This is a genomic window from Streptomyces typhae, from assembly GCF_009755605.1.
In the GTDB taxonomy this organism is placed as follows: domain Bacteria; phylum Actinomycetota; class Actinomycetes; order Streptomycetales; family Streptomycetaceae; genus Streptomyces; species Streptomyces typhae.
Genome location: NZ_WPNZ01000012.1, coordinates 15,456 through 28,590 on the forward strand (window position 1 = coordinate 15,456; position 13,135 = coordinate 28,590).

Here is a 13,135-nt window from a genome sequence, read left to right on the forward strand (position 1 = left end):
TCCCGGCCGGGGCCCGCGCGGCGGGCACGCGCGCGTGGAGAGCACGCCCGCGTGCAGGGTCCAGCGCCCGCCCGCGCGCGCGAGCCGACGGTTCGATACCCCGGTCGGGCAGAGGACGCGCTGCTGCGCGCGTTCCCGGTGGCGTCAGGTGGCGACGGGCTCCCTGGCCGCCGCTCCGACGGCCATCGCGTGCTCGACCACGTCGATCAGGACCTCCTTGACGGACTCCTTCTCACGCGCGTCGCACAGCACGACGGGGGTGCTCTCGTCGAGGTCCAGGGCGTGCCGTACCGCGTCGGACGGGTAGCGGGTCGCCCCTTCGAAGCAGTTCACGCCGACGACGAAGGGTATGGAGCGGCGCTCGAAGTAGTCGACGGCGGCGAAGCAGTCCTCGAGTCGGCGGGTGTCGGCGAGCACGACGGCGCCGAGCGCCCCTGTCGCCAGTTCGTCCCACAGGAACCAGAAGCGGTCCTGTCCGGGGGTGCCGAAGAGGTACAGGACCAGGTCCTCGCGGAGTGTGATCCGGCCGAAGTCCATGGCCACGGTGGTGGTGTGCTTGCCCGGGACGCCGTTGGTGTCGTCGACGGGCCGGCCCGCCTCGCTGAGGGTCTCCTCCGTGCGCAGGGGCTTGATCTCGCTGACCGCGCCGACGAGGGTCGTCTTGCCCACACCGAATCCGCCCGCCACCAGGATCTTCAGCGTGACCGGCTCTACGGGGGCCGTACCGCGCTCAGAACGCTTGAAGATCATTCGCTTTCTTCTCCTGCATCAGTCATCGGTGGTGTCGCGTGGGTGGGTCGGACGGGCCGCGTGGGGGGCGAGGCGGCGGGTGCGGCAGAGGGGGCGCCCGGTGGCGGTCCGTATCCGCCGCCGCCGGGTGTTTCGATCACGAGTACGTCGCCGGGGCCCGCGTCGGCGCAGTCGCTGCCCGCGAGCCGTACGACGCTGCCGTCGGCACGCTCGAGGCGCCCCGAGCCGAGGCCGCCGGGCTCGCCGCCCGCCATGCCGTAGGGCGGCACCACGCGGTGCTGGGACAGAGTGGAGACCGTCATGGGCTCCCGGAAGCGGATACGGCGGGTGGCGCCGTCCCCGCCCCTTCGGCGGCCCGCTCCGCCGCTGCCGTGGCGTACCGCGAACTCCTCCAGGACGACGGGCAGCCGCCATTCGAGGACCTCGGGGTCGGTGAGCCGGGAGTTGGTCATGTGGGTCTGCACCACGGAGGCGCCGTCGAAGTCGTCACCGGCGCCCGATCCGGAGGCCACGGTCTCGTAGTACTGGTACCGGTCGTTGCCGAAGGTGACGTTGTTCATCGTGCCGGAGCCCTCGGCCTGGACACCGAGCGCTCCGTAGAGGGCGCCGGTGATCGCCTGTGAGGTCTCCACGTTGCCCGCCACCACGGCCGCGGGCGGCTGCGGCGACAGGAAGGTACCGGTCGGCACGGTGATGCGCAGAGGACGCAGACAGCCGTCGTTGAGGGGGATGTCGTCGCCGACCAGCGTGCGGAAGACGTACAGGACAGCGGCGTTGACCACGGCGAACGGCGCGTTGAAGTTGGTGGCGAGCTGCGGCGACGTACCGGTGAAGTCGATCGTCGCCGTGCGCTGGTCGCGGTCTACGGAGACCTGCACCCGGATGACGGCACCCGAGTCGGTCTCGTAGCTGAACCGACCCTCTTCAAGGGTGTCGATGACACGCCGTACGGAGTCCTCGGCGTTGTCCTGGACGTGCCGCATGTAGGCCTGCACGACGTCGAGGCCGAAGTCCTCGATCATGCGGGCCACTTCGTCGACGCCCTTGTGGTTGGCGGCGATCTGGGCGCGCAGGTCGGCGAGGTTGGTGGCGGGATTGCGGGAGGGGTGGCGGGCCTCGGTCAGCAGGCGCAGGGTCTCCGCCTCGCGGAAGCGTCCGTCCTCGACGAGCAGCCAGTTGTCGAAGAGGATGCCCTCCTCCTCGATCGTGCGGCTGTCGGCGGGCATGGAACCGGGCGCGATGCCGCCGATCTCCGCGTGGTGGCCGCGCGACGCCACGTGGAAGAGGATCCGCTCTCCGGGAGCGTCGAAGACGGGCGTGATGACGGTGACGTCCGGGAGGTGGGTGCCGCCGTGGTAGGGGTCGTTGACCGCGTAGGCATCACCGGGCCGCATGGTGGAGCCGCGGCGGCGGATCACCTCCTTGACGCTGGTGCCCATGGAGCCCAGGTGCACGGGGATGTGCGGGGCGTTGGCGACGAGGTTGCCGTCCGGGTCGAAGAGGGCGCAGGAGAAGTCGAGCCGCTCCTTGATGTTGACCGACTGGGCGGTGGACTCCAGGCGGGCGCCCATCTGCTCGGCGATGGACATGAAGAGGTTGTTGAAGACCTCCAGGAGAACCGGGTCGGCCTCCGTTCCCGCAGAGGAACTCGCGGGAGCCGTCACCCGTTCCATGACCAGGTGCCCGTCGCCGGTCATGGCCGCCCGCCAGCCCTCGTCCACGACCGTCGTCGCGCCGGCCTCCGTGATGATCGCGGGTCCGGTGACCCGCTCGCCGGGCGGCAGTTCCTCACGGTGGTGCAGCGGCACCTCGCGCCAGGAGCCGCCCGTGTGCAGGCGCACGGTCCGCGCGGGGCCGCGTGCGGCGCTGCCTCCGCCGAGCGTCGACAGGTCGGGCGGTTCGGTGCGGCCGGTGGCCTCCACGGACAGAGCCTCGACGACGACGGGACGGTCCAGGGTGAAGGAGTAGGTGGCGCGGTGGCGCTCCTCGAAGGCGCGTCCCATGGCGTCGGGGTCGTCGGTGAGGTCGACGGCGAGGGTGGTGTCGGTGCCGTCGTAGCGCAGGTGGGCGCGGCGCGTGACGTGCACGCGGTCGTCCGGTACGTCCTCGGCGGCCAGCTCGCCACGGGCGGCGGTCTCCAGGTCGTCGGCCGTCCGGTGGACGCGGGGCATGGCGGCACCCTCCAGGGGGGCCTCCACGGACTGCTCGCGCATCGCCGTCGTGTCGGCGAGTCCGATGCCGAGGGCGGACAGGACGCCCGCCATGGGCGGTACGAGGACGGTGCGGATGCCGAGCGAGTCGGCCACCATGCAGGCGTGCTGGCCGCCCGCGCCGCCGAAGGTCGTCAGGGCGTACCGCGTGATGTCGTGGCCCTTCTGGACCGAGATGCGCTTGACGGCGGCGGCGATGTTGGCGACGGCGATCTGGAGGTAGCCCTCCGCGACCTGCTCGGCGGTGCGGTCGTCGCCCGTGCGCGCGGTGATGTCCCGTGCGAGTTCGGCGAACCGTGTGCGTACGAGGCCGTCGTCGAGCGGCTGGTCGCCGTCCGGTCCGAACACCCGCGGGAAGTGGGCCGCCTGGATGCGTCCGAGGGCCACATTGGCGTCGGTGACGGTGAGCGGGCCGCCGCCGCGGTAGCACGCGGGGCCGGGGGCGGCGCCCGCGGAGTCGGGTCCCACCCGGTAGCGGCTGCCGTCGAAGTGCAGGACGGAGCCGCCGCCCGCGGCCACCGTGTGGATGTCCAGCATGGGCGCGCGCAGTCGTACGCCCGCGATCTGCGTCGTGAAGACCCTCTCGTACGCGCCAGCGTAGTGCGAGACGTCCGTCGACGTGCCGCCCATGTCGAAGCCGATGACCTTGTCGAAGCCGGCGAGTTCCGACATCCGGGCCATGCCCACGATGCCGCCCGCGGGCCCGGACAGGACGGCGTCCTTGCCGCGGAACTGGCCCGCCGCCGCGAGCCCTCCGTTGGACTGCATGAACATCAGCCGCACGCCGTGCAGTTCGTCGGCCACGTGCTGGACGTAGCGTCGCAGGACGGGTGAGAGATAGGCGTCGACGACGGCGGTGTCTCCGCGCGGCACGAGTTTCATCAGCGGGCTGACCTCGCTGGAGAGCGAGACCTGCGGGAAGCCGATGCGCCGCGCGAGGTCCCCGGCCGCCTGCTCGTGGGCGGGGTGCAGATGGCTGTGCACGCACACGACGGCGACGGCGCGGATGCCGTCGCCGTAGGCCTCCCGCAGGGCCGCCCCGAGTCGGTCGAGGTCGGGGGCGCGCAGCACCTCGCCGTCGGCACCGACGCGCTCGTCGAACTCGATGACGCGGGCGTAGAGCTCCTCGGGGAGGACGATGGCGCGGGCGAAGATGTGGGGGCGGTTCTGATAGGCGATGCGCAGCGCGTCCCGGAAGCCGCGCGTGATGACAAGGGCGGTGGGCTCGCCCTTGCGCTCCAGGAGGGCGTTGGTGGCGACGGTGGTCCCCATGCGGACGGTGTCGACGTTCTTCTGCTTCCGCGGAGCGGCCGCACGGTCCGGCAGGGCATCATGCCTTTGATGCCCTTGCGGGGTGTCCCCAGTCCCTTGCGGGGCACCCGCATTCCCCTGCGGGGCGTCCGCCTTCTTCAACGCGTCGGCCTGTGCGAGGAGTTCCCGGATGCCGGCGACCGCCGCGTCCGCGTAGCGGTCCGGGTTGTCGGACAGGAGCTTGTGCGTGCGCAGAGCGCCGTCCGGGCCGCGGGCGACGACGTCCGTGAACGTGCCGCCCCTGTCGACCCAGAACTGCCATCCTGTCACGTCTCAATCCCCGCTCTCGCGCTGTTCAGAGCGCCCGGAGGCCGTTGATCACGTCGCGCAGAATACTCTCGTCCGGCAGCTCGGCGGGGGGAACGGGGCGGGTCACGTGCACCAGTCGGTCGTCGACCAGGTCACCGATGAGGACGCGGACGACGCCGATCGGAAGGTCCAGTTCCGCCGCCAGTTCCGCGACGGACTGCGGCGTGTCGCGGCACAGGCCGACGATGTCCACGTGCTCCGGGGACAGTGTCTGGTCGGCCTCCGTCTCCTCTGCGCGGGACTCCGCGATCACGACCGCGATCAGGTCGAGGCGGTGCTGGCCCGCGCTGGTCGTGCGGCCGCGTGTCATCGCGTACGGGCGCACCACCGGGCCCGCGTCGTCGTCGAACCAGTGCGGCATCTCGACCTGACCGTCGTCGTCGCTCATGCCCTCCCACTACCCTCCCGTGGGCAGGTCGGTGCGCGGCGCCGACCCCAGGTGCACACCCACCCTCTTGACCAGCAGCGTCATCTCGTACGCCACCAGGCCGACGTCGGAGTCCGCGTCCGCGAGCACGGCGAGACAGCTGCCGTCGCCCGCGGCCGTGACGAAGAGGAAGGCGTCGTCCAGTTCGACGACCGTCTGCCGGACCTTGCCCGCTTCGAAGTGGCGTCCGACGCCCTTGGCGAGGCTGTGGAAGCCGGACGCGACAGCGGCGAGATGCTCGCTGTCCTCACGCGTCAGGTTCTTCGACACGCCCGTGGGCAGCCCGTCCCCGGAGAGCACGAGCGCTTTGCGGATGCTGGCGACACGCTCCACCAGGTCGTCGAGGAGCCAGTTCAGCTCTCCCGATCCCCCGGTCGCGGTGGTGCGTGCGTCGGCCTTCGGTGCGGTCATCGACCGTCCCCCTCAGATGTCGTTCCTGGTGCTGCGCCGTCCTGGACGTCGTCGCCCGCGGCGTTCTCTTCGCGACCGCGCTGCCAGCCGCGCTGGAGCGAAGCCATCCGGCTGCGGACCTCGTCGGCGTCGCGCTCCTCCGTCCCGGCCCCGGCGGGGGCGGCGTCAGGCTCCGTACGGCGGTCCGGTGCCTGCTTCAGCTGCGGGGCGAGGCTGGCCTGCCTGACCCTGCGCGGCAGCCCTCCCGGGGCGGGTGCGACCGGGTCGTCGGCGGCCGTGCGGGGCGGCGTGTCCATGCTGCCTGCGGCCCGGTCCATGGATCCTCTGTCCGTCCTCGCCGCCCGGTCCGCACCGGGCGGCGTCTCCGTGCGGGTGGTGGCGGGCGGCGCGTCCGACATCGGACGGCGCCGGGGCAGCAGCGGCTGCGAGCCGGCCGGGGTTTCCGTGCCCAGCGGGCGCGGCGGCGTGAGGTCGGGCCAGCCGGTGTCCGAACGGGGGCGGCGCGGCAGGTCGAGGCCGGCGCCCGCGGAGGAGTCGGCGCCGTCCCGCGCGGGGGCGCCGAGGCCGTCCCGTACGCGCCGGTCGGGGGTGCCGCGTGCGGCGCCCGGGTCCGGACGGGTGTCCGCGGGTGCCTGGCCCGTGGCCCTGGGGTCCCGTCCGGGGCCGCGCCCCGGCCAACCCGCGCCGGGCTCGCGGCGCGCGCGGGAGTCGTCGTCCAGGTCGTCCGCGCCGTCCGTGTCGCGTGTCCGCGCGGGGCCCACGCGACGCCCGTGCGAGGACACGAGCTTCGGCGTGCGGCGGCGCGCGAGCGGTACGGTGCCGCCGGGGGCCTGATCGTCGTCGAGGAGTTCTTCGGAGTGTGGCGGCTCGTGTGCGAGGGAGTCGGTGGCCCGTACCGGTTCGACGAGGTCGGGTTCCCGTGTGTCACGCGCCTGCTGGTGCTGCTCCTTGGGGAGGTCCGTGGCGCGGCGGCGGGGGCGGAACAGGCCGCCGCGTTCGCTGTCCTCGTCCTCAAGGGCGCCAGGGAAGCCGTCCAGACCGGCCATGCCGACCGGTGCCTCCAGCTCGACCGGGCCGTCGAGAACGGAGGCGGGAAGTCCGGGGAGTTCGACGGCCGTCTGGGCGAGGGCCGCCGTCCGCTCCTTCGCGGGGTCGCCGCCGAGGGTCTTCTGGGGCAGGGGCCGGTCGAGGCGGAAACCCACGCCTCCGGTGTCGGACACGTCGTCGGTGAGCAGCGTCTCCGGTATGAACACGACAGCGGTGGTGCCGCCGTACGGGGAGGGCTGCAGAGAGACCCGGACGCGCTGGCGCTGGGCCAGGCGGCTGACCACGAAGAGGCCGAGGCGGTCGGTGTCGGACAGTTCGAACTCGGGGGTCTCCGCCAGGCGGAGGTTGGCGTCCAGGAGGGCTTCGGAGGCCATGCCGAGGCCGCGGTCGTGGATCTCCAGGGTGAAGCCGTTGGCGACGTGCTCACCGAGGACCTGCACCGCGGTGTGCGGGGGCGAGAACACCGTGGCGTTCTCCAGGAGCTCGGCGAGCAGATGGGTGAGGTCGGCGACCGCGGGGCCCGTGACGGCGATGCGCGGCAGGCGGCGCACCTCGATGCGTTCGTAGTCCTCGACCTCGGCGACGGCGGCGCGGACGACGTCCATGAGCTGGACGGGCTTGCGCCACTGCCGTGACGGCGCGGCTCCGGAGAGGATGACCAGGCCTTCGGCGTGCCGCCGCATGCGGGTGGTGAGGTGGTCGAGGCGGAACAGGTCGGCGAGCTCGTCGGTGTCCTCGGTCCTGCGTTCCATGGTGTCGAGGAGCGTGAGCTGCTTGTGCAGCAGGACCTGGCTGCGGCGGGCGAGGTTGACGAACACTTCGGAGACGCCGCGGCGCAGGTCCGCCTGCTTGACGGTGGCTTCGACCGCGGCGCGCTGGAGGGTGTTGAGCGCCTGGCCGACCTGGCCGATCTCGTCCTTGTCGTAGGTCAGGCGGGGGGCCTCGGTCTCCACGTCGACCTGTTCGCCCGCCGCGAGGCGGCGCAGCAGGCCGGGCAGCCGCACACCGGAGGCCTCGTGGGCCTCCAGGCGCAGCCGGCGCAGGTCCCGGATCAGGCTGCGGCCGACGCGGATGGAGAGGAAGAGGGAGAAGATCACGGCGAGCAGGCCGAGCACACCGATGACGGCCAGTTGGACGATGACGCTGACGGCTGCGGGGCGGGCGCGTTCCCGCAGGCGCTCGACGGCGTCGTCGTTGCGGTCGGCGAGGCCGGTCAGGACCTTGCGTGCCTCGCGGTTCCAGTCGCCGGAGGTGACCCCGCGCGGGGTGCCGGCGCCGGACTCCACCAGGGACTTCTCGGCGTCGCGCAGGCGGCTGGTCTCGGCGCCGTTCCAGTAGCGCTCGAAGCGGGCGCGCTCGGCGTCGGGGAGCTGCGCGAGGCTGTTGTCCAGGAGCAGGCTGCGCTGCGCCGTCAGATCGGTGACCTGGCGGATCTCACCTCTGGTGACACTGCCCGCGACGAGCGCCGAACCGATCAACGCGTCCTCGCGGGACAGCAGTTCCCGCGCCTGGTCGACACCGACGAGCGCGCGGCCCTCCGCGGTGACACCCACGTCGTCGAGGGCGTTGAGCGTCATCAGGAAGCCGAAGCAGGGCTCGGTCAGGCGCGTGTACATCTTCAGCGCCTTCTCGCGGCTGATCGTGCCTTCCTCGACCGTGCGGCGCAGCGCGTCGAGGCCCTTGAAGGCGTCGAGGGCCACGCTGAGGCGCTCCTCGGACTGATCGTCGAGCGATCCGCGCGAGTCGGAGTGCTTGGCCCGGTACTCGACCCTGGCCACGCTCTTGTCGGTGGCCTCCCGGCTGCGTCGCAGTGCGGCGAGTGCGTCCGAGGCCCGGGGGTCCGCCAGATAGACGAGGGTCTGACGGCGCTCCTCCTGGACCACCTCGGCGGCGTCCTGGACGGGAAAGGCCAGCTCGTCAATGATCTTGGCGGTGCCGATCAGCTTGTTCGCCTCGCGCCCCGTGAGGAACGTGGCAAAGCCCCAGATCGCCGTGAGGGACACGAGCGGCACGAGCAGCAATGCCACGATCTTCCGGCGGATTGACTTCCCGCGAAAGCGCATGGCCTCCCCCAGATCGGGCCCCTCGCGATCAGGAATTGACCGGGGGCACGCATGTGCGTCAACAAACGGCGCGAGCCTACTACTGACACACGGGCAACTCGAAGGCACGTCCGGACGCTTTTCAGCCGTGACGCGAAAGGGACGTCACCAGTTGTCCGGGCATTGGGGGAGATTGCCTCCCGCATGCGGCGCCAGCCCGACACCCCCATCCCCCGTGCCGGACGGCCCAGTTGGCCTGAAGTGTTCGCTGCATGGAACCATTCGCGGCAGGAGGGGATCTTCCCTGCCGGGCGGGAATCTTTCGGGACACCCGTTCGTCTCTCAGTACGAGAGCAGTTGCTCGGGGGGATACGGGGTAGCCGGGGCCATACAAGGGACACGAACGACAGGCGGGCACGCGCGGAGTCCCTTGCGCTGCCGCGTGAAGCGCCGTAAAGCGGGCAGCAAGTGGAGAGTCGGACATGAGAGCTCTCGATCGACCGGCCGCGCGGCACCCGGCAGGACGGCCACGGCATCGGCTCAGCAGCCGGTGCGGGGTCAGGCAGACGCACGGGCAGGGCAGCGCAGCGGGGGGAGTGACGAGTTGATGGGCACGAAGGAACGTCGGAGGGCGTCGGAGGACGTACGAACGCCGGGGGGCACGCGGACGCTGGAGGGCGCACGGACGCCGGGCGCGGGGCCGCACGCGGTGGCATCCGCCGGGTACGGCCCCGAGGCCTACGACGAGGACGATCAGGGCGACGAGTACGTCGAACGGCGGGAGTTGTGGATCGAGGAGCCCGCGACCCGGCGGAGACTGCCGGACCCCGTGCGGTCGGCGGCCGTGCGGGCGGTGCTCATCGTGTCGCTGACGCTCATCCAGGCGATGACGGCGTTCTTCTGCACGATGGCCGAGTCCTGGCTCGCCTTCCCCATGGTCCTCAGCAGCGTGGCCAGCACGATCGGGGCCACCTGGAGCGTGTGCGACGTCTGGGTGACCCGCCAGGTGTGGAACCAGCGCAACGGCGTCGTGTCGATGCCCAGCAGCTCGGCGCGTCAGCTGCGCCGAGAGCGGCGCCGGGCCCGGCGCGACGCCCGTGCCGCCGCCCGCTCCGCGGCCACCCGCTCGAAGGAGGACATACGCAGCCGCGGAGGCGCCGGCGGCGGAGCTAGGGGACAGCTGTCGCACCCGTAGCGCGCTCGGCTCCACTCGGTCTTGGCCTCGGCCCCGTCTCCGGCCCCTGGGTCCGCAGTTGGCGCCGCACCTTCATGAAAGGCCGCGGCCGATCGACGGCGAGAGCGGCTCGCAGTCGGCCGGCCTGCTCGTAGAGGGCCAGGAAGCTGCCGCTGTCCACACTGCCCTCCTCGATGCGTACGGTGGCGTCCGCGGGCCGGTGTCCGGCGAACTGGATGCGGGAGCCGTACTGGTCGGACCAGAAGTACGGGAGTGCGCTGAAGGTCTCCACGGTGCGTCCGGCGAGCAAGTTGCGTACGGCGACGCGAGGTTGTTCGGTCGCGCTCGTCCAGTGCTCGGCGCGGACGCCGCCGACACGGGCCACATCCCCCACGGCGACCACCTGGGGAAGGCTGGTGACACAGCCGGCGTCGCAGTGGACACCGTCACGGTCGGCGAGCACGCCGTCCGCCAGCCAGCCCGAGTTGGGGGTCGCACCGATGCCGACGACGACCACGTCCGCGCGCAGGAGGCGGCCGTCGGTGAGCTCTACAGCGGTGACGCGTTCGGGGCGGGTCCTGCCGCCGGATCGCGCCGCGCCACCGGAGGACCCTGCGGCACGGAGGCCCACTCCGCCCCGGGGGCCCACTGCGCCAGGAGGGACCGTCGCACCATGCGAGCCCGCCGTGGCACGGGAGCCCACCGTGCCATGCGAGCCCGCCGACCCACCGGCGGCCGTGTGGCGCAGGCGCGTTACCCCCGTCCCGGTCAGCAGGCGCACGCCGCCGCGCCGGTGCAGGCCGGCGCAGAACGCGGCCATGTCGGGGCCGAGTTGCGGGATCAGGGGCAGGGGTGCCGCCTCGACGACGGTGACGTCGTGGCCCAGCGCGGCGCACGACGACGCCGTCTCCGCGCCGATGAAGCCGCCGCCGATCACCACGACGCTGCGCGGCCCCCGGTTCAGTTCGGCGCGCAGGGCACGGGCGTCGTCGAGGGTGCGCAGGGTGTGGACGCCCGCGAGTCGCGGGCCCGGCAGGCGACGGGCCGACGCGCCGGTCGCCACGACCACGCCGTCGGTGACGACCGCACGGCCGTCGTCGAGGTGGACGGTGCGGCCGCGGGGGTCGAGTCGGGTCGCGCGCACACCGAGCAGCCAGTCGGCGGCCAGCTCGGCGATCTCCTCGGGGTCGGCGAGGGTGAGGAGGCTGCCGTCGGTGGTCGCCTCGTCGAGGCCTGAGGCGGCCGGGTGCGGGGGGTTCTGGCCCGGGGCGGCCGGGTGCGGGGCGCCGAGGTTCGGCTTGCCGGGGCGCGCCTCGTCGCGGCAAGCCGAACCTCGGGCTGCCCCGCCGAGGTTCGTACCTCCGGGAGCCGCCTCACCGGGCGGAGCGGTGATGGCTTCGTGCGCGTACGCGGGCGGGCCCGCATCCGCGAGGAAACCCGCGTGCGCGAGGGATTCCTCGTGCGCAAAGCAGTCCCTGTTCGCGAGCGAGCCCTCGTACGCGAGGGAGTTGTTGTCCGCGAGGGATCCCTTGTGCGCGAGGGATCCCTCGTTCGCCAGGAAGTCCTTGGACAGCGGTGGACGGTCGTACGGCGGATGAGGCTCCGCTCCGATGATCACGAGGCGGCCGTCGTAGCCCTGGGCACGCAGTTCGCGTGCCGCGTAGAGACCGGCGAGGGAGGCGCCCACGACGGCGACGGTCCTCATGCGGCGGAGTCCTCGGCGGCGAGCGGGCCCAGCGCGGCGGCGGCCGAGGTGGTCGCGGTGGCCGGGGCGACCGCGGCGACCGGGGCGGTCACGGCAGCCGACGCGGTCACGGTGGCCGGGGTGGTCGCGGCGACCGGTGTCCGGGCCGGCATCGGGACGGCGGCCGGTTCGGTGAGGTGGACATGGATCGTCCCGTCGACCACGCTCACGCGGTGGGTGCGCACCGCGCGCCGGGCCGGCAGGCACGTCGGCTCGCCCGTGCGGAGGTCGAAGGTGGCCGCGTGCAGGGGGCATTCGACCAGACAGCCCTCGAGCCAGCCCTCGGACAGGGAGGCGTCCTGGTGACTGCAGGTGTCGTCGACGGCGTACAGCTCGCCGTCCGCGTTGAACACCGCGACGGGCGGTGTGGTGTCGAGCCGGACGGACTCGCCCGAGGGGAGGTCTTCGATACGGCAGACGGGGAGCACGGGCCCTCCTCTGGATCGGTCGGCCCGTTCCTGGGCCGTTTCGGCGAGGGACTCTTCGCTAGCATGCAGTTTCATATGACGCATCAGAGAGCGCTATGCGCAACAGAATCCGGTGGGAAGCCCATCGCGTCAAGGGCCTCCCTGGGACGCGGCTTCGAACGGCCGCCGAGTGGTGAGAGTTGAGATATGAACCGCACGCGGAAAGAGCCTGGCCAGAACGGGGAACCCCGCCGGGAGGGGCCCCGGGAGCAGCGCCGTGAGGCGCACCGGGACAAGCCGGAGAAGCCTCGCGAGGCGAAGGCGTCCGCCGGTTCCGTGCAGTCCGTGGACCGCGCGGTGAGCGTCCTGGAGATCCTCGCCCGGCACGGCGAAGCAGGGGTCACCGAGATCGCCGACGAGCTCGGGGTGCACAAGTCGACCGCCTTCCGGCTGCTCGGGGTGCTCGAGAACCGCGGGCTCGTCGGGCAGGCGAAGGACCGCGGCAAGTACTTCCTCGGCGCGGGCGTGCTGCGCCTCGCCGGGGCGGCGGCCGTGCGGATGGACATCTCCCAGGAGGGCGGCCCGGTCTGCCGCGAACTCGCCGACGAAGTGGGCGAGACGGTCAACATCGCCGTCCTCGACGACGACGCCGCGGTCAACATCATGCAGGCCCGCGGCCCGGCCTCCGTGACCGCCCAGAACTGGCTCGGCCGGCGCACCCCGCTGCACGCCACCTCCAGCGGAAAGGTGCTGCTCGCGCACCTTCCGACGACCCTGCGCGAAGGCATGGTCGCGCGCACACTGCCGCGCATCACCGACCACACGGTGACCGGGACGGTGGCGCTGCGCCGCGATCTGGAGGCCGTCGTCCAGCAGGGCTTCGCGATCGCCGTGGAGGAGCTGGAGGTGGGCCTGGCCGCGGTGGCCGCGCCGGTGCGCGCGCACGACGGCAAGGTCATCGGCGCGTTGAGCGCCTCCGGTCCCGTGTACCGGCTGACCGAGGAACGGCTCACCGAACTGGCCAAGCGCACGGTCGCGGCGGCGACGGAGCTCTCGCGCCGCATGGGCTACGGCTTCTGACGCCCCCCGGAGCGGCGGTCCCGCTCCGTCGATACCACCGCCATCGCCAGCACTGACACTGCCACCGCCACCACTGCCACCGCTGCCACAGCCACAGCCACAGCCACCACTGAACCCGAGCGCGGAGCCGCACGTTCCAGGCTCCGCGCTCGTCGTGTGCCGGGGGCGTGGGCTCGGGGTGTGGCCAGGGCCGTACCCATCCGCTCTCGCGACTCCCGGAGCG

At 72.5% G+C, this 13,135-nt stretch carries 8 protein-coding genes and 1 pseudogene; 2 read left to right on the forward strand and 7 right to left on the reverse strand.

Annotation, left to right across the window (positions count from 1 at the left end):
* Positions 1–144: 144 nt before the first annotated feature.
* The 5 genes from GPA10_RS21855 to GPA10_RS21875 are packed head-to-tail and all read right to left on the reverse strand — an operon-like array spanning position 145 to position 8,528.
* Positions 145–750: a GTP-binding protein gene (locus GPA10_RS21855; RefSeq protein ID WP_157166997.1), complete on the reverse strand. Its 606-nt coding sequence runs from the start codon at positions 748–750 to the stop codon at positions 145–147.
* A complete protein-coding gene (locus GPA10_RS21860; protein WP_343041198.1) occupies positions 747–4,541 on the reverse strand; it encodes a hydantoinase B/oxoprolinase family protein in 3,795 nt (1,264 codons plus the stop codon). Before GPA10_RS21860 ends, GPA10_RS21855 begins: the two co-directional genes overlap by 4 nt.
* 25 nt (positions 4,542–4,566) lie before the next feature.
* On the reverse strand, positions 4,567–4,968 hold the full coding sequence (locus GPA10_RS21865) for a DUF742 domain-containing protein (RefSeq protein WP_058851964.1): 402 nt from the start codon (positions 4,966–4,968) through the stop codon (positions 4,567–4,569).
* Positions 4,969–4,977: 9 nt separating this feature from the next.
* Positions 4,978–5,418, reverse strand: a complete 441-nt coding sequence (locus GPA10_RS21870) for a roadblock/LC7 domain-containing protein (RefSeq protein WP_030560569.1) — start codon at positions 5,416–5,418, stop codon at positions 4,978–4,980.
* Positions 5,415–8,528 carry a sensor histidine kinase gene (locus GPA10_RS21875; protein WP_157166998.1) on the reverse strand — a complete coding sequence of 1,038 codons (3,114 nt, stop codon included), beginning with the start codon at positions 8,526–8,528 and terminating at the stop codon, positions 5,415–5,417. Before GPA10_RS21875 ends, GPA10_RS21870 begins: the two co-directional genes overlap by 4 nt.
* 586 nt (positions 8,529–9,114) lie before the next feature.
* Here GPA10_RS21875 and GPA10_RS21880 point away from each other — a divergent pair.
* Entirely contained in the window at positions 9,115–9,702 is a 588-nt protein-coding gene (locus GPA10_RS21880; RefSeq protein ID WP_157166999.1) for a hypothetical protein, read from the forward strand.
* On the opposite strand, the gene GPA10_RS41760 is transcribed toward GPA10_RS21880, so the two are convergent.
* On the reverse strand, positions 9,677–11,386 hold the full coding sequence (locus GPA10_RS41760; protein ID WP_246259542.1) for an NAD(P)/FAD-dependent oxidoreductase: 1,710 nt from the start codon (positions 11,384–11,386) through the stop codon (positions 9,677–9,679). The two genes, GPA10_RS21880 and GPA10_RS41760, sit on opposite strands and share 26 nt — an antisense overlap.
* A gap of 170 nt (positions 11,387–11,556) precedes the next feature.
* Positions 11,557–11,853 (reverse strand): annotated as a pseudogene (locus tag GPA10_RS42620) (bifunctional 3-phenylpropionate/cinnamic acid dioxygenase ferredoxin subunit); the annotation flags it as partial.
* A 315-nt stretch (positions 11,854–12,168) separates the two neighbouring features.
* On the opposite strand from GPA10_RS42620, the gene GPA10_RS21895 reads away from it, so the two are divergent.
* Positions 12,169–12,912, forward strand: coding sequence for an IclR family transcriptional regulator (locus GPA10_RS21895; protein WP_058852058.1), 744 nt, complete (start codon positions 12,169–12,171; stop codon positions 12,910–12,912).
* Positions 12,913–13,135: the final 223 nt, after the last annotated feature.